The 23865-nt window shown below is 37.4% G+C and carries 19 protein-coding genes and 1 pseudogene; 15 read left to right on the top strand and 5 right to left on the bottom strand.

Annotated features, from left to right (window positions below; all coding sequences use genetic code 11):
* Positions 1 to 282: 282 nt before the first annotated feature.
* Together FB551_RS20495 and FB551_RS20490 are read right to left on the bottom strand one after the other, a co-directional pair.
* Positions 283 to 744 carry a thioredoxin fold domain-containing protein gene (locus FB551_RS20495; RefSeq protein ID WP_142018750.1) on the bottom strand — a complete coding sequence of 154 codons (462 nt, stop codon included), beginning with the start codon at positions 742 to 744 and terminating at the stop codon, positions 283 to 285.
* Positions 741 to 2810, bottom strand: a complete 2070-nt coding sequence (locus FB551_RS20490) for a TonB-dependent receptor plug domain-containing protein (RefSeq protein WP_142018749.1) — start codon at positions 2808 to 2810, stop codon at positions 741 to 743. Before FB551_RS20490 ends, FB551_RS20495 begins: the two co-directional genes overlap by 4 nt.
* 123 nt (positions 2811 to 2933) lie before the next feature.
* Here FB551_RS20490 and FB551_RS20485 point away from each other — a divergent pair, with 123 nt between their 5' ends.
* The 10 genes and pseudogenes from FB551_RS20485 to FB551_RS20440 all read left to right on the top strand — a co-directional run bounded on the left by FB551_RS20485 (position 2934) and on the right by FB551_RS20440 (position 13348).
* Positions 2934 to 4085, top strand: coding sequence for a homogentisate 1,2-dioxygenase (locus FB551_RS20485; RefSeq protein ID WP_047429356.1), 1152 nt, complete (start codon positions 2934 to 2936; stop codon positions 4083 to 4085).
* 172 nt (positions 4086 to 4257) lie between these two features.
* On the top strand, positions 4258 to 5769 hold the full coding sequence (locus tag FB551_RS20480; RefSeq protein WP_047429353.1) for a succinate CoA transferase: 1512 nt from the start codon (positions 4258 to 4260) through the stop codon (positions 5767 to 5769).
* A gap of 219 nt (positions 5770 to 5988) precedes the next feature.
* Positions 5989 to 7263: an acetyl-CoA hydrolase/transferase family protein gene (locus tag FB551_RS20475; protein ID WP_142018748.1), complete on the top strand. Its 1275-nt coding sequence runs from the start codon at positions 5989 to 5991 to the stop codon at positions 7261 to 7263.
* Positions 7264 to 7402: 139 nt separating this feature from the next.
* Positions 7403 to 8194: a hypothetical protein gene (locus FB551_RS20470; protein WP_047429347.1), complete on the top strand. Its 792-nt coding sequence runs from the start codon at positions 7403 to 7405 to the stop codon at positions 8192 to 8194.
* Positions 8195 to 8431: 237 nt separating this feature from the next.
* Positions 8432 to 9562 (top strand): 4-hydroxyphenylpyruvate dioxygenase, encoded by a 1131-nt coding sequence (gene hppD / locus FB551_RS20465; RefSeq protein ID WP_047429345.1) that lies wholly within the window; start codon positions 8432 to 8434, stop codon positions 9560 to 9562.
* A 71-nt stretch (positions 9563 to 9633) separates the two neighbouring features.
* Positions 9634 to 10095, top strand: a complete 462-nt coding sequence (locus FB551_RS20460; RefSeq protein ID WP_047429538.1) for a hypothetical protein — start codon at positions 9634 to 9636, stop codon at positions 10093 to 10095.
* 52 nt (positions 10096 to 10147) lie between these two features.
* Entirely contained in the window at positions 10148 to 11395 is a 1248-nt protein-coding gene (gene fahA / locus FB551_RS20455; protein WP_142018747.1) for a fumarylacetoacetase, read from the top strand.
* Between the two features lie 32 nt (positions 11396 to 11427).
* A pseudogene (locus tag FB551_RS20450) lies at positions 11428 to 11834 on the top strand (GxxExxY protein).
* 76 nt (positions 11835 to 11910) lie between these two features.
* Positions 11911 to 12732, top strand: a complete 822-nt coding sequence (locus FB551_RS20445; protein ID WP_047429340.1) for a flavin reductase family protein — start codon at positions 11911 to 11913, stop codon at positions 12730 to 12732.
* 13 nt (positions 12733 to 12745) lie between these two features.
* Positions 12746 to 13348 carry a hypothetical protein gene (locus FB551_RS20440; RefSeq protein WP_142018746.1) on the top strand — a complete coding sequence of 201 codons (603 nt, stop codon included), beginning with the start codon at positions 12746 to 12748 and terminating at the stop codon, positions 13346 to 13348.
* Positions 13349 to 13402: 54 nt separating this feature from the next.
* Here the strand turns inward: FB551_RS20440 and FB551_RS20435 are convergent, their stop codons facing one another.
* Together FB551_RS20435 and FB551_RS20430 are read right to left on the bottom strand one after the other, a co-directional pair.
* Entirely contained in the window at positions 13403 to 13915 is a 513-nt protein-coding gene (locus FB551_RS20435; protein WP_052186917.1) for a hypothetical protein, read from the bottom strand.
* 49 nt (positions 13916 to 13964) lie between these two features.
* Complete coding sequence (locus FB551_RS20430; protein ID WP_047429336.1) at positions 13965 to 14807, bottom strand: alpha/beta hydrolase family protein; 843 nt, start codon at positions 14805 to 14807, stop codon at positions 13965 to 13967.
* Between the two features lie 61 nt (positions 14808 to 14868).
* Between FB551_RS20430 and FB551_RS20425 the strand changes: the two genes are divergently transcribed.
* The 5 genes from FB551_RS20425 to FB551_RS20405 all read left to right on the top strand — a co-directional run bounded on the left by FB551_RS20425 (position 14869) and on the right by FB551_RS20405 (position 20378).
* Entirely contained in the window at positions 14869 to 16125 is a 1257-nt protein-coding gene (locus tag FB551_RS20425; RefSeq protein WP_142018745.1) for a PKD domain-containing protein, read from the top strand.
* A gap of 15 nt (positions 16126 to 16140) precedes the next feature.
* Positions 16141 to 16914 carry a HipA family kinase gene (locus FB551_RS20420; protein WP_047429333.1) on the top strand — a complete coding sequence of 258 codons (774 nt, stop codon included), beginning with the start codon at positions 16141 to 16143 and terminating at the stop codon, positions 16912 to 16914.
* Positions 16901 to 17284, top strand: a complete 384-nt coding sequence (locus FB551_RS20415; RefSeq protein ID WP_142018744.1) for a DUF3037 domain-containing protein — start codon at positions 16901 to 16903, stop codon at positions 17282 to 17284. Before FB551_RS20420 ends, FB551_RS20415 begins: the two co-directional genes overlap by 14 nt.
* 21 nt (positions 17285 to 17305) lie before the next feature.
* Entirely contained in the window at positions 17306 to 18343 is a 1038-nt protein-coding gene (locus FB551_RS20410; RefSeq protein ID WP_142018743.1) for an alpha/beta hydrolase, read from the top strand.
* A 193-nt stretch (positions 18344 to 18536) separates the two neighbouring features.
* On the top strand, positions 18537 to 20378 hold the full coding sequence (locus FB551_RS20405; protein ID WP_185150227.1) for a carbon starvation CstA family protein: 1842 nt from the start codon (positions 18537 to 18539) through the stop codon (positions 20376 to 20378).
* Between the two features lie 216 nt (positions 20379 to 20594).
* Here FB551_RS20405 and FB551_RS20400 read toward each other — a convergent pair whose 3' ends face one another.
* Entirely contained in the window at positions 20595 to 23363 is a 2769-nt protein-coding gene (locus tag FB551_RS20400; protein WP_142018742.1) for a TonB-dependent receptor plug domain-containing protein, read from the bottom strand.
* Positions 23364 to 23865 lie beyond the last annotated feature (502 nt).

Below are 23865 nucleotides of genomic sequence, written 5' to 3'. Positions count from 1 at the left end.
AACTCACGCAGATAAAGCAAATTTTGCAGTTTTTTTTACTCAAACATCTGCGTTATCTGTGTAATCTGTGGGAAATAAAAAAGACTTTTAAAGTTGGGAAAATGCAAAGAAAAAATAAACAATAATTTGTTTTATGACGCAAGAAAATCAAAGATTTTCAGCAAGGATTAATGCATATAGTATTAGAATTATACAATTTTATCGTAGATAAAATCCTTGCGACTTAAAAATATCACCAAAGAAAAAACTTGCGCCTTTGCGTTTACAACAAAACCTCCCAACTTACAAAGCAGAAATTTCCAACAGTTTCTCCTTCATTTTTTCAGGCGTCATCTGCCCTTCCTGATAATACACCAGATTCTGATGTCTATCCAGAAATACCCATAAAGGATAAACAGGCTGATTTTTATTCTTTGACAAAGCAAGCGCCAATTCATGAATTCCCAAGTTTCCATTCTGCAGGTATTCAAAATCCTGATTCTGGAAATGAATTTTATCCTTCGTTTTCTCTGCCTCGAAATTGATGAAATAAAAATCGTCATTAATCAAATTAACCAGCTCTTTATCTTTACTCAAACGGTAAGATTCAATTTTACAGACCGCACACCAGTCCGTATAAAGGTGAATAACAACAGGCTTCGGATTTTCTTTCTGCTGTACCTCAAGATCAGAAAAAGTGCCTGTCTTCATCTGAGACAGATAAAAACAGGGCACTAACATTAAAAATAAAGCTATTTTTTTCATTTTAAAGTATATTTTACTCCCAGGAAACCTCTGATCCCTTGCATTGGCGCATAACCGTATGCTGTATCAAAAGTATAATGATTGGGATTGTTGATTGGATCATCAACATGCTTGTCAAATGGGTCAAACGGTCTCATCAAAGGATCTTTGGGTCTGAAATTAAATAAGTTTTTCATTCCACAATACACTTCAAATCCGGATTTGAAACTCTTGGACACCTGAATATTGGCCAGAGAATAAAACGGTGAATATTCGGGGCGGTAGTCGTTCACTAAAACAGGAAGTCGCATTGGTCCGTAGAACTGTCCTGTAAAATCGATGGTCAGATTATTGGCAAACTTATAGGTCAGGTTATACGTTCCACTCCACTTTGGAGCATGCAGCTGTTGTGTTTTTTGATTTTCATTGTCAAATTTCTGGTATACATCCAGATAAGTAACTCCCAGATTGACACTCAAAGGAAACTGAAAGCTAAAATCCACATTCAAAGAAGCTCCTCTTGAAATTCCGTATCCGTGAAGATTGTCATAAATAATTTTATTGGGATCGGAATCAAAATCTCCCACAATTTTATTACTGAAATAAGTATAAAATGCGGAAGCATCAAGATTTACCATTCTGTTACCCACCGGAATTTTCCAGATATAATTCAGGTTTCCATTGACAGATCTTTCCGGTTTCAGGTCAGATTTTACCACCACTTCTCTCGAACCTGTTAATGCAGCGTGATCTTCCGTAAATAGATTAACCACTCTGAAGCCAGTACCAAAATTGAAACGTAAAGTATGATACGGATTAGGATTGAATTTCCATGCAAACCTTGGTGAGTGTACAGAATGATGTACTTTATCATAATCATACCGGTATCCCAGCAACAACGTATTTTTATCGTTGATTTCCCACTGGTCCTGAATAAAAGCACCCCAGATTGGAGATTTCATTGGCGCATTCGTGATACCGTCTGAAGCTAATGTTCCCGGTGTATTGTCATCATAAAAAGTTCTTTTGAAAGTAAGTCCGGCAGTAATATCATGTTTCCCGAAACTTCTGTCCCAATACGTCTGTACAAAAGCTACCTTTTGTGTCGCATTGAACGGATTGGATCCATAAAAGGAATTCTGGTCATGATAATTGTAAGAAAACTGAGTCACGATATGTTCCTTCATCGGCCATTCGTACAATCCGAAAACCTCTGCCCTGTTGGTATAAATACTTTCTCCATATACTTCATCACTACCACGGAAAGATTTATTCCACTGCATTTCTCCTCCAAAGCGGTCTTCATACAGGTATCTCATCGCAAAACTTGCCTGTCTGTTTTCTTTTCTTTTAAAATTCCATTTGTTAAAAACTGAAATTCTGCTCTGTAGAGTGGCATCTGTAAAATTATCTTTATTCTGATCTATTCTTTCCTGAAAGCTGAAATAATTTAAACTTAATAATGAAGCGGCATTCTTTCCTACATTAAATTTGGTGGAAAGATCCAGATTATTTTCACTCCATGTGCTCGTCATCATATCAACACTCAATTTAGGTGCAGTCAAAGCATTTTTAGTGATAATATTAATCACGCCTCCCATCGCTTCAGAACCGTAAATAGAAGATGCAGGGCCCTTTACTACTTCTATCCTATCCACCAGACTATTAGGGATTCCACTCAATCCGTACACAGTGGAAAGTGAACTTACAATCGGCATTCCGTCAATCAGAATCATCGTATAAGGTCCTTCCAATCCGTTGATATGGATATCACCTGTGTTACATACGGAACAGTTCAGCTGAGGTTTCACTCCGTTCACCATAGCAATAGCTTCAAAAATACTTGGAGTAGGATTTTTCTGAAAAAATTTCTGACTGTAGATCTCAACGGCTACAGGACTTTTCGACCTGCTCATAGGTTTTATGGTTCCAGTAACCACTACATCCTCAATGGTACTGGTCTTGAATTCCCTCTTCGTAATTTTTGCAGAATCCTGATTCTTAGTCTGCTGCAAACTCAAACTATCAGTCTCCTGCGCAAAACAATAGGTTGATAAAAAGGTAATAGAAAATAATATTCGCTTCATGAAATTAAAATTGTTAGACAAATCTAACAATTATTTTTTAAATACAAAACTTAATGCAAAAAATATAGGTTGAGCCAATTCATGAAAAATGATTAAATTTGAGAAACTACATATCAAAGTAAAATGAGATATCATCAATCGGGAAATATCCCACCAAAAAGACACACGATCTTTAAGTCTCCTGAAGATAAATTTTACTATGAGCAGCTTTTCGGTACAGAAGGCTTCCATGGTATTTCTTCTCTGTTATATCATATCCACCGCCCTACGCAGATCAAATCTATCGGCGAGCCGAAAGATGTCACTCCAAAAATAGCTGTGGAAAAAAATGTTGCTCCAAGAATGTTTAAGGGAATGAATGTAACTCCTGAAGATGATTTCATGGACAGCCGAAAAATCCTTTTGATGAACAACGACCTGAAAATGGGATTGGCCAAGCCAAGAAAATCAATGGATTATTTCTACAAAAATGCAGAATGTGATGAGCTTTTATACGTTCATAACGGAACCGGAATTTTGAAAACATTTGTAGGAGACCTTGAATTCGTAACCGGAGATTATCTTATTATTCCGAGAGGAACTATTTATCAGGTGGAACTGAAGTCTGATGATACGGTATTTTTTGTATTGGAAAGCCACTCTCCCATTTATACTCCGAAAAGATACAGAAATGAATTCGGGCAGCTACTGGAACACTCTCCATTCTGCGAGAGGGATATGATTGCCCCTGCTTACAAAGAACCTGTAGATGAAAAAGGAGAATTCCTGATCAAAGTAAAAAAAGAAAACCAGATTACAGATTTCATCTATGCAACGCACCCGTTTGATGTGGTAGGCTGGGACGGATATTTCTATCCTTATAAATTCAATATTAAAAACTTCGAACCGATTACCGGAAGAATCCACCAACCGCCACCGGTTCACCAGAATTTTGAAGGACACAATTTCGTGGTATGTTCATTCTGTGCAAGAATGTATGATTATCATCCACAGGCCATTCCTGCTCCTTACAACCACTCCAATATTGATTCTGATGAGGTATTGTTCTACACGGAAGGTGATTTCATGAGCCGTAATCATATTGATTTGATGGACTTTACCCTTCACCCGGGAGGAATTGTACACGGACCTCACCCTGGCGCTATGGAAAGAAGTATCGGTAAAAAATTCACGGAAGAATATGCTGTAATGGTAGACCCTTTCCGTCCATTAAAAATCACAGAAGAAGCTTTAAAAGTAGAAGATCCTTCCTATAAAACTTCATGGCTGGAATAAAACAGTAAAATTATCAAAAAAGTATTGCTGAATACATATAAAAGACGCTTTAAATCCTTTATTTAAAGCGTCTTTTTTCGTAAATTTGTAAGGTATGGTTAACATATTTAACCATCATTATTTTTCATAACGCATCCTAAGTAATGGTGGTTTAAAACAAAATCAATATTACATGTTAGAAAGAATCAGATTAGAAAGTTTACGCGAAAAAGTTACTACAGCGGAAAATGCTGTAAAAATCATTAAAGACGGCATGACCATCGGGTCCAGCGGCTTTACAAAAGCAGGTGACAGCAAGGCCATTTTGCCCGCACTCGCAGAAAGAGGAAAAGCAGAAGACCTTAAAGTTACTTTAATGACCGGAGCTTCACTGGGGCACGGTACCGACGGAAAACTGGCAGAAGCTAATGTTTTAAAGAAAAGAATGCCCTTCCAGGTAGATCCTATTTTAAGAAACAAAATCAATAACGGTGAAATTCTCTTTATCGACCAACATTTGAGTGAAAGTGCCGAACTTCTCCACACCAAAAATCTTCAGAGCATAGACGTAGCCATTATTGAAGCAGCTTATATTGAAAGAGACGGAAGCATTGTCCCTACCACTTCTGTGGGTAATTCAGTAACCTTCGCTGCTTTAGCTAAAAAAGTGATCATCGAAATCAATACAGAAGTTCCCGAAGAAGTCTATGGAATCCATGATATTTACCAGGCAGAAGACTATCCTTACAGAAATGTTATTCCTATCGTAGCGCCATGGAACAAAATCGGAAGAAAAAGTATTCCCGTAGATCCTGAAAAAATTGAAGCCATAGTTTTTACCAACCGTAAAGACAGCCCGGCAGATATTGCAGAACCGGACGAAAAGACAACAGCCATCGCCAAACATCTTCTTGCATTTTTTGAAAATGAAGTTCAGTTAGGGCGTCTTACAGACAGATTACTTCCCCTTCAGGCAGGTATCGGTAAAGTGGCTAATGCAGTTCTAACCGGATTCAAAGACAGTAATTTTTATGACCTTACCATGTTTTCAGAAGTGCTTCAGGACAGTACATTTGATCTGATAGATTCTGGTAAACTGAGCTTCGCTTCAGCATCATCCATCACGGTTTCTCAGGAATGCTATGAAAGAGTCTTAGGAAATCTTTCAAAATATAAAGACAAATTCGTTTTAAGACCTCAGAATATTTCCAATACTCCGGGATTAATCAGAAGATTAGGAGTTATCGCCATCAATACGGCTATTGAATTTGATATCTATGGAAACGTAAACTCTACTCATATCGGAGGAACAAAAATCATGAACGGAATCGGAGGTTCCGGAGACTTCGCAAGAAATGCTTACTTAAGTATTTTTGTGACCCAGGCCGCATCAAAAGGCAATAATATCTCCCATGTTCTTCCCATGGTTTCTCACACGGATCATACGGAACATGATGTAGACATTCTGGTAACAGATATAGGATTGGCCGATCTAAGAGGATTGGCACCAAGAGAAAGAGCACAGAAAATCATTGACAATTGTGTTCATCCTGATTACAAAGAAGAATTGCAATCTTACTTCAATAGAGCTTGTGAAAAAGGTGGTCATACTCCTCATTTATTACAGGAAGCCTTCAGCTGGCATTTACGATTTGCAGAAACCGGAAGTATGAAACAGAAAACAGCTGTAGAAGCCGCTAATTAAAATTATCATCAAAGAACAAATAAAACAAAAAGGACTGAATGCCAATGCATTTGGTCCTTTTTCCTGTTTATCATATCCGGTTAATTTACATGACAAAAGTCTGTTCAATATCCTCAAAATATTTGTATGAATATAAAATTATAAAGATTATCTTTGAAAGAAGAGCAGTATTTTTATGAATTATAAAAATATTCTTAACACCCTTTTAAAAGACAAAATATGAATAATTACATCAGCGCAGAAGAAGCAATGTATACGATAAAAAGCGGAAACCGTGTATTTTTCCACGGCAGTGCCTGTACGCCAAATTATCTGATTGATGAGCTGGCAAGACAGTCCGGCCGGCTGCAAAATGTGGAAATGGTTTCCATTACCCAGCAGGGAAATGTGGAAATTGCAAAACCGCAATACAAAGACAGTTTTTTCATCAATTCCTTATTTGTTTCCACTCCTGTGCGTGATGCTGTGAATTCTGACCGCGGAGACTTTGTTCCTGTTTTCTTAAGTGAAATTCCTATTTTATTCAGAAAAAACATCCTGCCACTTGATGTAGCTATTGTCACCGTTTCTCCACCGGACAGACATGGTTTCTGTACGTTGGGAACTTCTGTAGATATTGCAAGAGCTGCTGTAGATACTGCAAAAATCATTGTTGCTATTGTTAATTCCAGAATGCCAAGAACCCACGGAGATGGGATGATCCACATCAGCAGAATTCATAAACTGGTTTGGCATGAAGAAGAACTTCCTACCATAGACTACGGTTCCAAAGTAGGACCTGAAGAAATGCTCGTAGGAAAAAATGTGGCTGAGCTTATTGAAGACAGATCCACCCTCCAGATGGGTATCGGAACCATTCCTGATGCGGTTTTGAAATGCCTTACCAACCATAAAGACCTGGGAATTCATACCGAAATGCTGAGTGACGGTGTCATCGACCTGATTAAGGATGATGTAATCAATAATAAATACAAGGGCTACAACGACAATAAAACCATCACAAGTTTCTGTTTCGGAACCAGAAAACTCTATGATTATGTAGATGACAATACCGTGTTTGCATTCCGTGACGTCAGTGAGGTCAATTTCCCAATCAATATCATGAGAAACAAAAAAATGGTAGCGATCAACTCTGCCATTGAAATAGATCTTACAGGACAGGTATGTGCCGACTCTATCGGAACGATGCAGTACAGCGGAATCGGAGGGCAAATGGACTTTATGCGCGGTGCAGCTTTAAGTGATGACGGAAAACCTATCATAGCCATTACCGCAAGAACCAAAAAGGGAATTTCCAGAATTGTTCCTTTTCTTAAACAGGGAGCCGGTGTAGTAACAACCAGAGGCCATATTCACTATGTAGTTACAGAGTATGGAACAGCTTATCTCTATGGGAAAAACCTTCGGCAGAGAGCACAGGAGCTGATCAGCATTGCCCATCCTGATGATAGAGAAATGTTGGAAAGAGCTGCTTTTGAAAGATTTAAACATTGATAATCAAACCATAAAGTTTTCAAAACTGTTTTTTAAAGTGAAAATTTAAAACAAATTTTGAATTGAACATCATGAAATCATACGAAAATATTAATATTTTGGCAGTATATTTGATAAAATTCATTCAAAAACAAGGAAATTGAAAACTATATATAATTCGATACGAGACGAAGTTGTAAAACATTCCAAGGTAAGGAATTCTGTTTTGGGGAATGTGAATGAATGGAAGAGAAGCCATTATATTATTCTTTCCGAAATCATCAAAGATGAACTCTCTGAAGCTGAAGAACTGAAGGGAGGAAAAAAATTTGAAATCGGAAATACCATTTCCCATGTTACCCTGCAACGCTTTTTTGAAAACGATTATCAGGATAAAACCCACAGTGATCTCAGGTTTCTGAAAACACTTGATAAAATCTGTATTTTCTTAGGATATAAAGACCTAAATGACTATATCCTCAGCATAAGATACAAGAACCAAGATGATGATGAAACCGATGATCAGTCTTATCTTACCCAGATGGTTTATGAATACTGTGCAACGGCTTTTGAGTTTTGTAAACAGTTTCCCAATCATAATACCAAGCTTTTTAAAGACCTGGTTTTTGATGATTCTCCATTCCTGGAAAGGGTCTCACTGTTCAGTAAAGAACTGTGTGACAAAGATTTCCAGCTGGTTACTAAAAACAACAGATCAAATTATGAAGTTTTTGACATTCAGGTGGTCACTGATGATCCCGAGAAAAAAATCCTGGAATCTCAGGAGTTCTGGAATCTTCTTTTCAAAGTAGGAGAAACCGGAGAGGAACATTTTGTCAATCAATTAAGTACTCAGATCTATTTTATCAAAAAAATAAATAACACCTGGAAGATATGGGATAACTATAATCCCGATGCTGGAATGCTCAACAGAAAAATTGAAACCACCTAAATAAGAAAGCCGCAGAGAGTATCTGTGGCTTTCATGTTTCGAAATATTTTTTTTTCACTTGTCTTTTGTCTAACAAATGTAGGCAGACGATTTTAAACTGATGAAACTTAAATATACTTAAGTAAACTCTTCTTTAACGTTATGTTAAATATATTCAATGAATCCAAGGGAATATTTTCGCAATGTCTAAGAATTTTGTAATTTGCATACCAATAAAATAAAAGTAAAAGAGAAAATATGTCAACACTTACATTTGCCGAGAAAATAGCTCAAGCAGAAAATTTCTTACCAATTAATGGTACAGATTATATTGAGTTTTATGTAGGAAATGCAAAACAGGCTGCCCATTATTACAAAACCGCTTTCGGTTTTCAGTCTGTAGCTTATGCGGGTCCTGAAACAGGAGTAAGAGACCGTGCATCTTATGTGCTTCAACAAGGAAAAATCAGATTGGTATTAACAACAGGACTTAAATCTGATTCTCTTATCAGTGAGCACGTAAAAAAACATGGTGACGGAGTAAAAATTTTGGCACTTTGGGTAGATGACGCTTATGCAGCTTTCGAAGAAACAACTAAAAGAGGCGGAAAACCTTATTTAGAGCCCGTTACGTTAACTGATGAGCACGGTGAGGTAAGAATGTCCGGTATCTACACGTATGGGGAAACCGTTCACATGTTTATTGAAAGAAAAAATTATAACGGAGCTTTTATGCCTGGTTATGAAAAGTGGGAAAGCGATTATAAGCCTGAAGAAGCAGGTTTATTATATGTAGACCACTGTGTAGGAAATGTTGACTGGAACAGAATGATCCCAACTGTGGAATGGTATGAAAAAGTAATGGGATTTGTAAACATCCTTTCTTTTGATGACAAGCAGATTAACACAGAATATTCTGCATTGATGTCTAAAGTAATGTCAAACGGAAACGGCTACGCAAAATTCCCGATCAATGAACCTGCGGAAGGTAAAAAGAAATCTCAGGTAGAAGAATACCTTGATTTCTATGAAGGTGAAGGAGTACAGCACATTGCTGTGGCAACAAAGGATATTATCCACACTGTAACTGAACTGAAGAAGCGTGGTGTAGAGTTCCTTTCTGCTCCACCGGAAGCTTATTACGACATGGTTCCTGAAAGAGTAGGCCATATTGATGAAGATCTTAAAAAACTTCAGGAGTTAGGTATACTTATTGATCATGATGAAGAAGGGTACTTATTACAGATCTTTACGAAGCCTGTAGAAGACCGTCCTACTCTGTTCTTCGAAATTATTGAAAGACATGGTGCACAAAGTTTTGGTGCCGGAAACTTCAAAGCTTTGTTCGAAGCATTAGAAAGAGAACAGGAAAGAAGAGGTAATCTTTAATTTTACATTAAAAAATATAAGTTTTGTCAGGATACAGCATTCTGGCAAAACTTTTTTATAAAACACAGTATATGAGAAAACTTTTAATCGGGACTTTCCTTCTGGGAACCTTAGGGCTTAAAGCTCAGTATGGAACTTTGAATGAAATCCTTAACCGACTTGAACAAAGAAAAGGTATCAATCAGCATCTTGAAAATGTGAATATTGATAACAAAAAGTTTGTTTTCATCAAGGATGAAGCCGATCATACGGAGCGGGATTTTATTATTATCAAAGGGAATAATGCCACTTATGTAGAAGTTTTCGATGATAAAGCCACAGGGGAAAGCAGTTCTAATGTTTTCACCGGTGATATCATCAGGAAAAAAAATATTATTTCTTTAAGAGCAGATATGCTTGAAAATAAAAAAATTCCAATGCCTGTCACGAAAACTTTATTGCTGACAAAACAGGACGATATTCTGTACCTTATTGATGTCAATACCAGAGACAGATGGATTGATGAAGCATCTTACTCAAAAAAGACAAAGTAAATGTTCCGGGGAATTCTCCGGATGATATTGAATCTAACTAAAATCTAAACTTATGAAATCATTTGTAGACTATTCCTCAAATTCGGATTTTTCTATACACAATATTCCTTTCGGAGTCGCAGTTTTTAACAAAGAATATATCGGATGCTGTACAAGAATCGGAGATCAGGTCATTGATCTTGCTACGTTGTACGATCTTGGTTATTTTGAAGATATTGAAGGATTAGACGACAATGTTTTTGAAGCCTATACCATCAACGAATTTATCGAACTGGGAAAACCGGTTACCAACGCTGTTCGTACTAAAATCCAAACTTTATTACAGGAAGGATCAATTTTATCAAAAGATCAGAAAACTATTGAAGAAGCTTTCTATGATCTGGATAAAGTAAAAATGATGATGCCTGTACATATCCCGAACTACACGGACTTCTACAGCAGCATCGAACATGCTACCAACGTAGGAAAAATGTTCCGTGATCCTGCAAATGCTTTATTACCCAACTGGAAACATTTACCGGTAGGTTACCACGGAAGAGCATCCTCTATTGTAGTTTCAGGAACAGAGATCAATCGTCCCAAAGGGCAAACAAAACCTGCAGATGCAGATAAACCGGTTTTCGGACCATCTAAACAACTGGATTTTGAACTGGAAATAGCGTTCATCATCAACAAAAATACGGAGATGGGAGAAAGTATCTCTACTAAAGATGCAGAAGATGCTATCTTCGGAATGGTCGTTTTCAATGACTGGTCTGCAAGAGATATTCAATCCTGGGAATATGTTCCGCTAGGGCCATTCCTTGCGAAAAACTTTGGTTCTTCTATTTCTCCATGGGTAGTTACGCTTGAAGCTTTGGAACCATTCAGAACTGCTTCTCCAACTCAGGATCCTGAAGTGTTAGATTATTTAAAATTTGAAGGTGATAAAAACTACGATATCAACCTTGAAGTATATATCCAGCCTGAAAATGGAGATCAGAACCTGATCTGTGAAAGCAACTACAAACACATGTACTGGAATATGACCCAGCAACTGGCACACCACACCGTAAACGGTTGCAACGTAGAAGTTGGTGATATGTACGCCAGTGGAACCATTTCCGGAAGTGACCCGAAATCTTTCGGTTCTATGCTTGAACTGACATGGAGAGGACAAAATCCTTTGTCATTAAGCAACGGCGAAGAAAGAAAATTCATTGAAGATAACGATACGGTTACCATGAAAGCATGGGCAGAAAAAGATGGTGTAAGAGTAGGTTTCGGGGAAGTTTCCGGTAAAATTATTCCAGCACTTTAATTTCTTTTACCACAAAAGTCACAAAAGAATTGATGATTACGCAGTCATATTTAACAGATCTTACCTATAAAATAAATGGTGCTTGTATAGAAGTTCACAAAATTTTAGGGCCTGGCTTATTGGAAAGCGTATACCATAAATGTCTGGAAGAAGAATTCAGATTAAGAAATATTAGTTTTAAATCTGAACTGAAGATTCTTGTCAATTATAAAGGAAAAGAAATGGATTGTGATTTCTTTTGTGATTTTTTAGTGGAGGATTTAATTGTGATTGAGCTCAAATCAGTTCTCAATTAAATGATATTCATAGAGCACAACTTCTCAACTATATAAACTTAATGAAGAAACCTAAAGGTATTTTAGTGAATTTTAACGTAAAAAATCTTTATCATGACGGACAGGAAACTTTCGTAAATAAGTATTACGACATGCTTTTTTGATCTTTAAAGCTTAAAGCTATTCATCTAAAACTTTTGTGACTTTTGTGGTTTTATCATTTTTACAGTTAACTTAAACATGAAAACACTAATCCCCTCCGAGATAACTTCCGTACAACTACAGACCATTATGCAGACGGCCGTTTCACCACGCCCCATCGCATTGGCTTCCACAGTAGATAAAGACGGTAATAATAATTTATCTCCGTTCAGTTTTTTTAATATGTTCAGTACGGTTCCTCCGATTCTGATCTTTTCGCCATCAAGAAGAGTGCGTGACAACACCACCAAACATACGCTGGAAAATGTTCTTGAAGTCCCTGAAGTAGTAATCGGAACAGTCAATTTTCCGATTGTGCAACAGATCTCTCTGGCATCTACAGAATATGAAACCGGAGTGAATGAGTTTATCAAATCCGGTCTTACCATGAAAGAGGCAGATCTTGTACAGCCTAAACTGATTGAAGAATGCCCCGTTAACTTTGAATGCAAAGTTTTAGAGGTAAAATCATTAGGCGACCAGGGTGGAGCAGGAAATCTGGTAATTTGTGAGGTTCAGAAAATCCATATCAGAGAAGAATATCTGAACGAAGCAGGAAATCTCGATCAGAAAAAACTGGATATGGTAGCCCGTTTAGGCAGCAACTGGTATTCCAGAAGCAACGAAAACAGTCTTTTTGAAGTGCCAAAACCTTTGGTAACAAAAGGAATCGGTTTCGATCTGCTCCCAGATTCTATTAAATACAGTAAAGTTTTTACAGGAAATGACCTTGGAATGCTTGCCAATACGGAAGTATTACCTGCCGGAGAATTTCATGCCGATGAAAACATCCATCTTGATGCCCAGAAATTACTTCTGGAGAGTAAAATTGAAGAAGCGTGGAAGGTTTTAATTAAATAATCCGAATATATTGATGAAAAAATATTTCTTCTTCCTTTTTCTCCTAATCATATTACAGTCCTGCTATTATCCTGTAAAAAAAGATTACGGGATTTACAGTAGATCATTGGTGTTTTCGAAGGACAAAAAGTGGCTGATTAACAACATCAAAACAGATGTAGATTCGCACCACCGGGAAATGATGAGTAAAGAAGCACTTCAACTATTCCAGGATCTAAGCAATGGCAATGCCTTTGACTTGAAAACGGCAAAAGCAGAAAACATCATTCAAAACAGTATTCCTTTTGAACCGGAAACTGAAGATCTTGAGGTATTAAAAAACAACTCTGATTTTAATTTTCTGGTAAACATCTACACCATGAAAGTGCGAAACGGTTTAGACAATTCACTTGGAACTCAGTATGAATATAAAAAAAATGAAACTTTTGCAATAATGGACGTTTATGATATTAGTACGATGAAGAAAATGTATTCTCTTAAAGCATATTCTGAAGTTTCGGTGGAAAAAGATCAAAAGGTAACCATCTTCGATCCTTCAACAGAAATGATGACCATGAAAAACTTCAGAAGCCTTTTAAAGGCAGTAAAAAAGAATGCGGTTACAACCAACTCATAGAACACATCTATTGATCATCAATAAAAAAGGAGTGAAAGTTTCACTCCTTTTTTATTATTTGGATTTAAGCGACTCTGAAACAGTAATTTTTCCTTTTTCAGCAAATTCAGTTGCTTTACCGTTTTTATCTATAGAAACGTTCAGATTATCATTTTTAGCATCGTAGAAAATGCTTGTAGCATATCCCGGGCAGTCGTGCTGCTTACATCCTGTCAGTTTATAGATTCCATTTTCTGAAGTAATAGGACTTTCTACATTGAAATTCTTTACCATCTCATCATACTGGGCACCAGTAAGTTTCTTCAGTCTTTCTGAAATACCTTTATCCTCAAAGAATTTAATATCATGAGGATATTTGCCTACATTCTTCGTGATAATATTTTCTGGAGCAGGAGCGGAAGGAGCTGCTGCCGTTGTGGTTGAATCTGTTTTTGGGGTGGTTACGGAATCTTTAGGCATTACCGTAGCTAAAGTATCACTGCTTACAGAAGATTCTGTTTTTGTTTCTTTTTTACATGAAACAACACCTAGTGAAAGCGCAAATACGCCTGCAATAATTTTTTTCATAATTATACTGATATGGTGGTTAATTTCTAATAACGTAGTTTTAAGTGTTTTATTTCAATCTTTCTTTTATAAAATCAATACATTTTTCGGTGACAGCATGCAGATCTTTTGGTAAATCATTTTCTGTCCACGGCTCTTTCGCTCCGAAAGTATGGTTGGCATTTTCAATCAGAAACAGCTCAGAATTGGGATGAAGAATATGGAGATGTTCAGCCTGCTTTACCTCTACTGCTTCATCTTCTGTTCCATGAATAATCAACATATGAGCTTTGGCCATTTCTGTAGCTCTTTCAACATCAAAGCGATGAATGTCCTTCTCATAATCCTCATAAAACTGATAATAATGAGGCATTTCCTGTTTGGTACGGCCGTTCAGTGCATAATATACTCCATTATTTTTCCAGTTCTCAAAAGCTTGTCCTTTTGGAAAACGATCCAGAGTATCTACACTGGCCAAAGTAATCAATCCATTGATTCTTTCGTCTTCAAAAGTTTTAATAATAGAAATTCCTCCTCCTCTGCTGTGACCGATCAGAACAACTTTTTCATCGTCCACATGTGAATCTTTACTGAAGTGATCAATGACCACTCCAAGATCAGAAAGTTCTTTAGAATAATTATTCCGGCCAAAAGCTTCAAGATCTCCGAAGTTAAAAGGATCATCCGTTGTAGTTCCGTTATGTGAAAAATTAAACTTAACAAAGAAAAAGCCTGCTTCTGCAAACTTTTCGGCCATCAGATTCCAGGCACCCCAATCTTTATACCCTTTATATCCGTGAACAAATATGACGAGGGGAAGTTTTTTTTCAGTATCGGGATAAAAAATATCAGCAAGAAAACCTTTTGTTTCTTTATTTTCTACATATATATTCTTTTCGATAATCAAATTCATAAAATAAACGGGTTTTATTTAATATTATTTATATTTATGGGATTAATTCAAACTGAAATTTATGAAAAAAACTCTACTTTTTTTATTTTTAATTACTTTTTCTTTTGCCTTAAGCCAGACGACCAAAAGAGTCTTCTTCATCGGGAACAGCTACACTTACGTTAATAATTTACCCGGTCTTATTCAAAGTATTGCCACAGCTAATGGCGATGTCTTCGAGCATCACAGCCAAACTCCGGGAGGTGCTACGCTGCAGGATCACTCCAATAACCCGAATGTTATTTCGGACATCAATCAGGGAAACTGGGATTATGTAGTATTGCAGGAACAAAGCCAGCTTCCGTCATTCCCGGATTCACAGGTTCAAAACCAGGTGTATCCTTATGCACTTCAGCTTTCTAATTTAATTAAAACATCAAATCCCTGTGGAAATGTTATTTTTTATATGACCTGGGGCCGTAAAAACGGAGATGCAACGAACTGTCCAGGGCTTCCGGCTGTCTGTACCTATCAGGGAATGGATACTCAGATTTATAACCGTTACATGGAAATGGCAATGAACAATGAAGGTATTGTCTCTCCCGTAGGCAAAGTCTGGAGAACGATCAGAGAACAAAACCCAGCCATTGAATTGTATGATCAGGATGAATCACATCCCAGCTATATTGGTTCTATGGCGGCTGCGTATACATTTTATACGATTATATTCAAAAAAGATCCTACCCAGATTCCTTTTAATGGAAATCTTACTCCGTCACAGGCTCAGCTGATCAAAGAAATAGTGAAAGCAGAAGTATATAACCAGCCTGGTAAATGGTATGTAACCAACAATGATGTTCACAGCAGATTCACGTATCAGCTTACCGGTGCAGGAACCGTTCAGTTTACGAATACCACACAGAATGCAGCTTCTTATTTATGGGATTTTGGTGATGGTACAACATCTACTTTGGAAAATCCGGCGCATACTTATACTGCAGGAGGAAATTATAATGTTAAACTGACAACTGATGCCTGTGGAGCAACAACTACCAAAACAAAGCTGGTGGTTGTAAATACATTAAATACCGCGGAAACAACTATAGAAAACGAAATTCAAATATATCCAAATCCGGTTCAAAACCTTATTAACATTATTTCTAAAAAGAAATTTGAAGTCGTTTCACTGACAGAAGCCTCAGGAAAAATCATTCTTTATCATTTGAATAACACGGAGAATGGCTACAGTATTTCACTTCAACATTTGACGAGCGGAGTTTACTTCCTGAAATATAAAACAGGTGAAAAGGAATTCACTAAAAAAATTATTAAAAAATAAGCTTATTTTTGCTGTATGCAGAATTTAAGAACTGTAACCGTGATGCGTTACATTCTGCCCCTGAGAGAAGGAGGATCTCTTCCGGCTCTGGCAGAAGCTGATGATGATTTCAAATATGTATTAAAATTCCGTGGTGCAGGTCATGGAGTAAAAATGCTGATCTCCGAACTGTTGGGCGGAAAGATTACGGAAGCTTTGGGACTTAAAATTCCTGAACTTGTTTTCATCAATCTTGATGCTGATTTCGGAAGAACGGAAGCCGATGAGGAAATACAGGATCTTCTGAAGTTTTCTGAAGGTCTGAATCTTGGATTACATTATCTTTCCGGTTCTATTACCTATGATCCGGGAGTAAGTGTAGATCCGCTGCTGGCTTCAAAAATAGTATGGCTGGATGCATTCATTACCAACATAGACCGTACTTTTAAAAATACCAATATGCTGATGTGGCATAAAGAACTTTGGATCATCGATAATGGTGCTTCATTCTACTTCCACCACTCCTGGCAGAATTTTGATGCAGCTGCCAAAACACCTTTCAAATATGTGAAAGACCATGTACTGCTGCCAAAAGCAAAAATGCTTGATGAAGCGGATCAGTTTGCCCATGAAGTTTTGAATGATACTCTTTTCAGAGACATTGTCAATATGATTCCTGAAGACTGGTTACACTGGAATGATGCTGACGAAACACCGGAAGAAATCCGTGAGATCTATTTTCAGTTTATGAAAACCAGATTAGAAAATTCTCAAATCTTTGTAAACGAAGCGAAAAATGCAAGAGGATAAAATATATGAATATGCGGTAATACGCCTGGTACCTAAGGTTGAAAGAGAAGAGTTTTTCAATATCGGGCTGGTGATGTTTTCCAAGAAGGAGAAATTCATCAGAGTGGAATTCTATTTGTGTCTGGATAAGTTTAAACTGATGCACAGCAAGCTTGATTACGAAGATATCATCCATAATCTGGAAAGCTTTCAGAAAATTGCGAATGGTGAGAAAGATGGCGGTCCTATTGCTTTTATGGATATTCCGGAGCGTTTCCGATGGCTTACAGCAGTAAGAAGTTCTGTTGTACAAACCTCAAGACCTCATCCGGGAAAATCCAAAGACCTGAATGCTACTTTTGGTAAGCTTTTTGAGGAGTTAGTAAAGTAACACCTCCTTAAAAAATTTATTATGAATTTATCGACAAACAACATATCAATCTACAGGTTTTTCACAAACCTGTTTTTTGTTTTATTCATAAGCCTTTCTAATTTATCTTTTTCACAGAATTTCTCGCAGGTACAGGTTAAGACTCCTCCTGTAAAAAGCACATTACTTCCCGAAATAGCCAATTTATCTGAGGATATTGTATATAAAACCAACAGGAAAGGGAATCCTGTTCAACTTGACGTTTTCACGCCTAAAAATGTTGCTGCAGACAAGCTCCTTCCTGTGCTGATCTATGTTCACGGAGGTGGATGGATAGAAGGTGATAAAATAATTCACTCAGATAATTATGTTGAAACAACCATTGCAAAGCTCATGGCCAAGCAATATGCGGTAATCAGTATTAATTATACCCTTTTAAATGACAGCACTCATTTTCCATTGCCTCTGGAAGATACCAAAGATGCTGTAAGATGGGTAAGAAAAAATGCAGAGCAGTATCATTTCGACACAAATAATATTGGGTTGTTCGGAGCTTCTGCCGGAGCTCACCTATCCCTGATGGCAGCTTACACACCAGACAATACTTATTCAGGTAATCCTGAGCTTTCGTCTTATTCTGCTAAAGTAAATTATGTAATTGACCATTATGGTCCAGCAGACCTCAACAAACTTTTCCATACAAAACTAGGGACCATACCGGTAGCCATGATTGGTTTAATGTCTAAAAAAATAGTTGGTTTACAGGAAAATCTGGTGAAAGGAATTTCGGGATATGATATAAGAAAAGATCAGGACAGAGCTATTGATTACCTTAAAACCCTTTCTCCTGTATATTTTGTTTCAGGTGGTGTTCCTACATTAATTGTTCAGGGAAATAATGACAAAGTGGTTCCTTTAAACCAGTCTAAAAAGCTTCACAGAAAATTAAACAGGGCTAAAATACAGAACTCGCTGATCATCATTGATGGCGGAGTGCATGGCTTTGGTACAACTGATAAAGCTTATCTGGATCAACTTACGGATCAGATGGTGGAATTCATTCTTTCACAGAAGAAGTAATATATACACCCTCATCAAAATACAATTCAAATAACTATAAATCAAAACAATAACATATACAGATACAATAAATTTGCTAGATTGATATACATATTGATATTTTTCATTGAGAATTAATTACCTTGGTCATTGTTTAAATTATTAACAATAAAAACACCAATAATTTAATTTTTCATCAACAAAAATAAAGAATATGGAATCTTTAAACAATATCAACGCACTTACGCTTATCTTTGTATCTGTTCTTCTTTTTGCGATAGCTTACCGCTTTTATGGTATTTTCATTGCCAATAAAGTTCTCAGGCTCAATGACGGAAATACGACACCTGCTGTAGAATTTGCAGACGGTAAAGATTATGTGGCTACTAATAAAAATGTACTTTTCGGGCATCATTTTGCGGCTATTGCCGCTGCCGGACCATTGGTAGGACCTGTTTTGGCAGCCCAGTTCGGGTATCTTCCGGGAGCTTTATGGATATTAATAGGATGCGTGCTGGGCGGCGGGGTACACGATATGATTGTACTTTTTGCTTCAGTGAGGCATAAAGGTCAGAGTCTTGCAACTATTGCTTCTAAAGAAATTGGAAAAGCAACGGGTACGGTAGCTGGTTTTGCGATCCTCTTCATTTTGATCCTTACGCTGGCAGGTTTGTCTTTAGCCTGTATTAATGCGATGCATGAAGCTTCATGGTCTCTTTTTACTGTTGTGATTACCATGCCTATTGCCATCATTATGGGGCTGATTATGCGATATAAAAAGAACAGTGTACTTTTTGCAAGTATTTTGGGAGGAATCCTTCTGGTGGCAGGGATTATCGGGGGACACACGCTGATGCAGAATCCTACGATGAATGGTCTGTTTTCCTGGGATATTAAAACGATTTCTATTGCGATTCCCCTGTATGGTTTTATTGCTTCCGTATTACCGGTATGGCTTCTTTTGGTTCCGAGAGATTATCTTTCAACTTATTTAAAGATAGGAACTATTATTATGCTGGCTATCGGGGTAATTGTCATCCACCCTACGATACAGATGCCGGCTATTACAGCTTTTGTTAATGGAGGTGGTCCTATTATTGGCGGTCCGGTACTTCCTTTTATCTTCATCGTAATTGCCTGCGGAGCGATTTCCGGATTCCATGCGGTGATTGCTACAGGGACAACACCCAAAATGTTGAATAAAGAAAGAGAAATTCTTTTTGTAGGTTATGGAGCAATGCTTGTGGAAGGTTTTGTTGCACTGATGGCTCTTATCGCTGCCTGTACCCTGATGCCGGGTGATTATTTTGCGATCAACACTCCCAAAGAAGCTTATGATTCATTTCTGGCGGCACATCCGTCTTTGCACGGAGTAGATATTGATTATTATTCACAGAAAATCGGGATTGATCTTTATGGGAGAACGGGAGGCGCAGTATCTCTGGCGGTGGGAATGGCCCATATCTTTAATAAAATTCCATATATGGATCAGCTTACGGCTTATTGGTATAATTTCGCTATTATGTTTGAAGCGGTATTTATTCTTACTGCCATTGATGCCGGAACGAGGGTTGGACGTTTCTTTTTACAGGAAATGCTCGGGTCTGTTGTTCCAAAATTTAATGATAAAAACTGGATTCCGGGGATTATTATCAGCAGTCTTCTTTTCACTTTTGCCTGGGGATATCTGGTGTACACTGGAAATGTAAACAGTATCTGGCCATTATTCGGAATCAGTAATCAGCTGCTGGCAGCCTGCGGACTTATCGTCTGTACAACGATGCTCATCAGAATGAACAGGGGAAAATATGCATTATGCTCAGCTATTCCGGGTGTTTTTATGGCTGGAATTACCTTCTGGGCCGGTTATATTCAGGTGACTGCTATTTATATTCCTAAGGGACAGTTTTTACTGGCTGCTTTAGCGGTGACAGCAATGGTTCTGATGCTTATTGTATTTATTGGAGCTTTCAGAAAGTGGTATCAGCTTCTTCAGATCAACACAACAGAGATTGATCATTATGGGGAACCTGTAAAGGAACTCGTGGAAAGATAAGATTTACAAACTAAAAACCATTAAGAAAGATTTAAGAAATAAGGAACGTTAAGATGAATCATTCTGATTCTTAAGCTTAAAACAAAACTTATCTTAATACTCTTAAACTCTTATTACATCTTAATGGTTCAAAATAAAAGTTTAATTCATATTATATAAAGAAAAAACAGTTCAGGATTCCTGAACTGTTTTTTATAGCATTATCTTTTGTTTTATTTAAAAATTGAAATTCAATCTTGCAAAAACATATCTTCCGTTCTGCCCAAACTGTGAAGTCGATCTTGAATAGATGAACTGGTCGTTATTGGTAGAAGCAGTAAGGTTTTTCGTTGGGTAAATATCAAACAAATTGTTTACGCCTAAAGTCAATCCTACATTTTTGGTAAACTGATAGGCTGCAGATAGATCGGTAATGATCTTGTCTCCGATCTGCTGGTGTTCATTAAAATCAATAATTCCATCTCCGTTCACATCAATGATATCAGCACCTGTCACTTTTCCGAAATAGGTGTTTCTCAGATATAAACTTGCCCCCTTCCAGGAAAGCGTATGAGAAAGACTGGCTTTCACTCTAGGGACAGCTTCTTCAAGATATACTCTCGATTTTTCAGAGAAATATATTTTCTCCAGTTGTGGCGACTGTAAAAGTCCTGCAGAATGAATATCACCAACCTGTTTTGTTTTATTAAGGTTAATGGCAAAGTTATTATCCAGTTTAAATCCTGAGAATCTTGCATTATGTGAAATCACTAGATCCAGGCCTTTTGTTTCCGTATCAATAGCATTAGTAAAGAACTGCGCAGCATTGATTCCTAACTGGTCGTAAGCCTCCTGAGCTTTTTGAGGAACGCTTGCTTTCAGGAACTGATCGGTAAGAATAATACGGTTATCAATTCTCGTGAAATATCCGTCCGCAGTAAAACTAAGTCCTACCGAAGGAATTCTGTAAGTAAATCCTACACTTGCTGATTTGGAAGTTTCCTGCTTCAGTTTAGGCATATCCAGCAATCCTGCCAGCTGAGAATCATTACTGAAAGTTCCTACTTCCAACAGTTGATTATTCGTAAACAATGTAGAGGTTACATTATAATAAATCTGGTGAATAGATGGCGCTCTGAATCCTGTAGATCCTGCAAATCTCACATTGAAATTTGGTGCTACCTTGATTCTTGAAGCCAGTTTATAATTGAATGTAGACCCGAAATCCGAATAGTTTTCATATCTCGCTGCAGCATCTACCAATAACCAGTTGGTAAAGTTAAATTCTACATCTGCATAAGCTGCTACCGACTGTCTGTTTTTATCCACAGCATTTCCTGGTTTAAATCCGTTGAATACCTGTGATCCTCCCGGAAGTGATGCTCCGAAGAAATCTGTAGGTCTTACAGAATTTCCGTTCCACACATTTCCTGAAACATCATAGGTTGCATAAGAAGCTTCTTCTCCCTGAGTAATTTTAAAATTCTCATAGCGGTGTTCCGCTCCAAATGCTACGTTGATTCCTTCCCATACATCATATTTTTTAGAAAAATCTAAATTGATGGTATTTTGAGAAAATCTTAGTCCTCCAGCATTAAATTCCCTTGGTGAAGCAAAACGTAAAGAGGTATTTCCTGTATTCTGAATATTGTAGGTAAATGAATTCTGTCCGTATGTATTACTGAAATCAATATTCCACCCATCCCAGTTTCCTTTGATTCCGGCAGCTAATGAGATATCCTGAATATCGGTCCCTATCTGCGGAAGGTAACCATTTGGATATAATCCTGTAAAGGTTCTGTTTTCAGTTGGTCTTCTGTAGAATCCTCCAGAAGTTCCGTGTCTTATGCTGTAACCACCAAAAGTATATACTTTCCAGTTGTCACTTACAGGGATCTCAGCATTCACAAACAGCTGATGATTGTTAAGCTTAGACTGACCTACCTGCATATTAAAATCCTTCCTTTCCTGTCCTCTGTAAGCCAATTCCTGATCCGTAAAGTAATTAAGCTGATCTCTGGTAAAATTTCCAGGCTTCAAAATACTTTGTAACGCAGAAATGGTATTGGCTCCCTGAATTGAATTTTGCAAATCCTGAGAAAAATAGCTTACATTCTGAGCATACTGATGGATATAATTTACAATCTGTTGTGAATTGGGGGTATTGTTGATATTCGTGAAAAGAGAAGAAAGGTTCACTCCGTCATTCAAGGCACGCTGCTCAATAGCATTATATGCATTGTAAATCGGACCACTTTCTGTTCCTGCTCTGTACGTTGGATTTCTGAATTGTGAAGACCAGGTAATATTAAAGAAACCACCTTTGGTCCCTATTTTATTTCCATAGTTCAAATCCAGCTGAATATTCTGGCCGTCAAAATCTCCGGTATGGTCATTAGCCGTTGGCGTAAGGTTTCCACCATAGCTGATCTGCCCTGCCAGTTTTCCTGTGTCTCTTTTCAGATCAAGATTGATCACCCCGGCAATGGCATCGGATCCGTATTGTGCGGCAGCTCCGTCTCTTAAAACTTCAATCCTGTTCAAAGCGAAAGACGGAATGGCATTCAAATCGGTTCCTACGGTACCTCTTCTGGGTGTTCCGTTTACATTGACTAATGCTGAAGTATGCCTTCTTTTACCATTCACCAAAACCAAAACCTGATCTGGCCCTAAACCCCTCAGCTGAGCGGGATCCAAATGGTCTGTCCCATCAGAATTCGTTTGAATTGTAGAAGTAAATGAGGGGGCAACCGCATTCAGGATTTGTCCGATATTGGTTTGTGGAAGGATAATTGAAGATTCTTTTACGTTGAATACATCTACAGGAACCGGGCTGTCTACTTTAGATCTTGCTCCGGCTCTAGAACCCAGTACTACTACTTCTTCTACATTATTGGTCTTTATAGTGTCCTTATTTGCTCTTATGCTGTCTTTTTCCTGTCCGTAAGTGAATACGCCGAGGAAAAATAAAACAGAGGCCGAAAGAATAGTTTTCTTATTTTTCATAGGTTAGAATTTGATTAACATTTATGTTTTTTACAAGGTGCAAATGTAGAATATATTTATTAGTCCACAAAAATAATAGACTTTGTTTTTGTAAAAAACAGTTATCGTTTCTTTCTATCCCTCATCTAAAGTTATGATAATTTAAGAATATTCCCATAAAAAACATTGTTTTATAGCAGGTTAACTTCAAAAATAAATAGTTAAAACGCTACGTACGCAACGAAATCTATTACTATTGATTAGTCTGTCGCTCGCAAAGGCACTTCGTTCAGGAAAGAATTTACACTAGCTAAGTGGAACGCCTTAGCGATCAAAAAATGAAAATCATCCTAATAGAAACTTTGCGAACTTCTCGTTAAAAAGATTTTTATAAAAACGCTACGTACGCAATGAAATCTATTACTATTGATTAGTCTTCCGATCGCAGCGACACTTCATTCAGCAGAGAATTTACACTAGCTAAGTGGAACGCCTTAGCGATCGAAAAAATGAAACATATCTT

Origin of the sequence: Chryseobacterium aquifrigidense (assembly GCF_006716485.1) — a bacterium.
GTDB classification, from domain to species: domain Bacteria; phylum Bacteroidota; class Bacteroidia; order Flavobacteriales; family Weeksellaceae; genus Chryseobacterium; species Chryseobacterium vietnamense.
The sequence above is the reverse complement of the archived record's forward strand: the minus strand, read 5'-3'. Positions and strand labels throughout refer to the sequence as shown.

What these genes read in the sequence shown, in the direction of transcription:
- FB551_RS20495 (WP_142018750.1), bottom strand. Translation starts at nt 744, where the DNA reads ATGAAAAAAATAGCTTTATTTTTAATGTTAGTGCCCTGTTTTTATCTG.
- FB551_RS20490 (WP_142018749.1), bottom strand. Translation starts at nt 2,810, where the DNA reads ATGAAGCGAATATTATTTTCTATTACCTTTTTATCAACCTATTGTTTT.
- FB551_RS20485 (WP_047429356.1), top strand. Translation starts at nt 2,934, where the DNA reads ATGAGATATCATCAATCGGGAAATATCCCACCAAAAAGACACACGATC.
- FB551_RS20480 (WP_047429353.1), top strand. Translation starts at nt 4,258, where the DNA reads ATGTTAGAAAGAATCAGATTAGAAAGTTTACGCGAAAAAGTTACTACA.
- FB551_RS20475 (WP_142018748.1), top strand. Translation starts at nt 5,989, where the DNA reads ATGAATAATTACATCAGCGCAGAAGAAGCAATGTATACGATAAAAAGC.
- hppD (WP_047429345.1), top strand. Translation starts at nt 8,432, where the DNA reads ATGTCAACACTTACATTTGCCGAGAAAATAGCTCAAGCAGAAAATTTC.
- FB551_RS20460 (WP_047429538.1), top strand. Translation starts at nt 9,634, where the DNA reads ATGAGAAAACTTTTAATCGGGACTTTCCTTCTGGGAACCTTAGGGCTT.
- fahA (WP_142018747.1), top strand. Translation starts at nt 10,148, where the DNA reads ATGAAATCATTTGTAGACTATTCCTCAAATTCGGATTTTTCTATACAC.
- FB551_RS20445 (WP_047429340.1), top strand. Translation starts at nt 11,911, where the DNA reads ATGAAAACACTAATCCCCTCCGAGATAACTTCCGTACAACTACAGACC.
- FB551_RS20440 (WP_142018746.1), top strand. Translation starts at nt 12,746, where the DNA reads ATGAAAAAATATTTCTTCTTCCTTTTTCTCCTAATCATATTACAGTCC.
- FB551_RS20435 (WP_052186917.1), bottom strand. Translation starts at nt 13,915, where the DNA reads ATGAAAAAAATTATTGCAGGCGTATTTGCGCTTTCACTAGGTGTTGTT.
- FB551_RS20430 (WP_047429336.1), bottom strand. Translation starts at nt 14,807, where the DNA reads ATGAATTTGATTATCGAAAAGAATATATATGTAGAAAATAAAGAAACA.
- FB551_RS20425 (WP_142018745.1), top strand. Translation starts at nt 14,869, where the DNA reads ATGAAAAAAACTCTACTTTTTTTATTTTTAATTACTTTTTCTTTTGCC.
- FB551_RS20420 (WP_047429333.1), top strand. Translation starts at nt 16,141, where the DNA reads ATGCAGAATTTAAGAACTGTAACCGTGATGCGTTACATTCTGCCCCTG.
- FB551_RS20415 (WP_142018744.1), top strand. Translation starts at nt 16,901, where the DNA reads ATGCAAGAGGATAAAATATATGAATATGCGGTAATACGCCTGGTACCT.
- FB551_RS20410 (WP_142018743.1), top strand. Translation starts at nt 17,306, where the DNA reads ATGAATTTATCGACAAACAACATATCAATCTACAGGTTTTTCACAAAC.
- FB551_RS20405 (WP_185150227.1), top strand. Translation starts at nt 18,537, where the DNA reads ATGGAATCTTTAAACAATATCAACGCACTTACGCTTATCTTTGTATCT.
- FB551_RS20400 (WP_142018742.1), bottom strand. Translation starts at nt 23,363, where the DNA reads ATGAAAAATAAGAAAACTATTCTTTCGGCCTCTGTTTTATTTTTCCTC.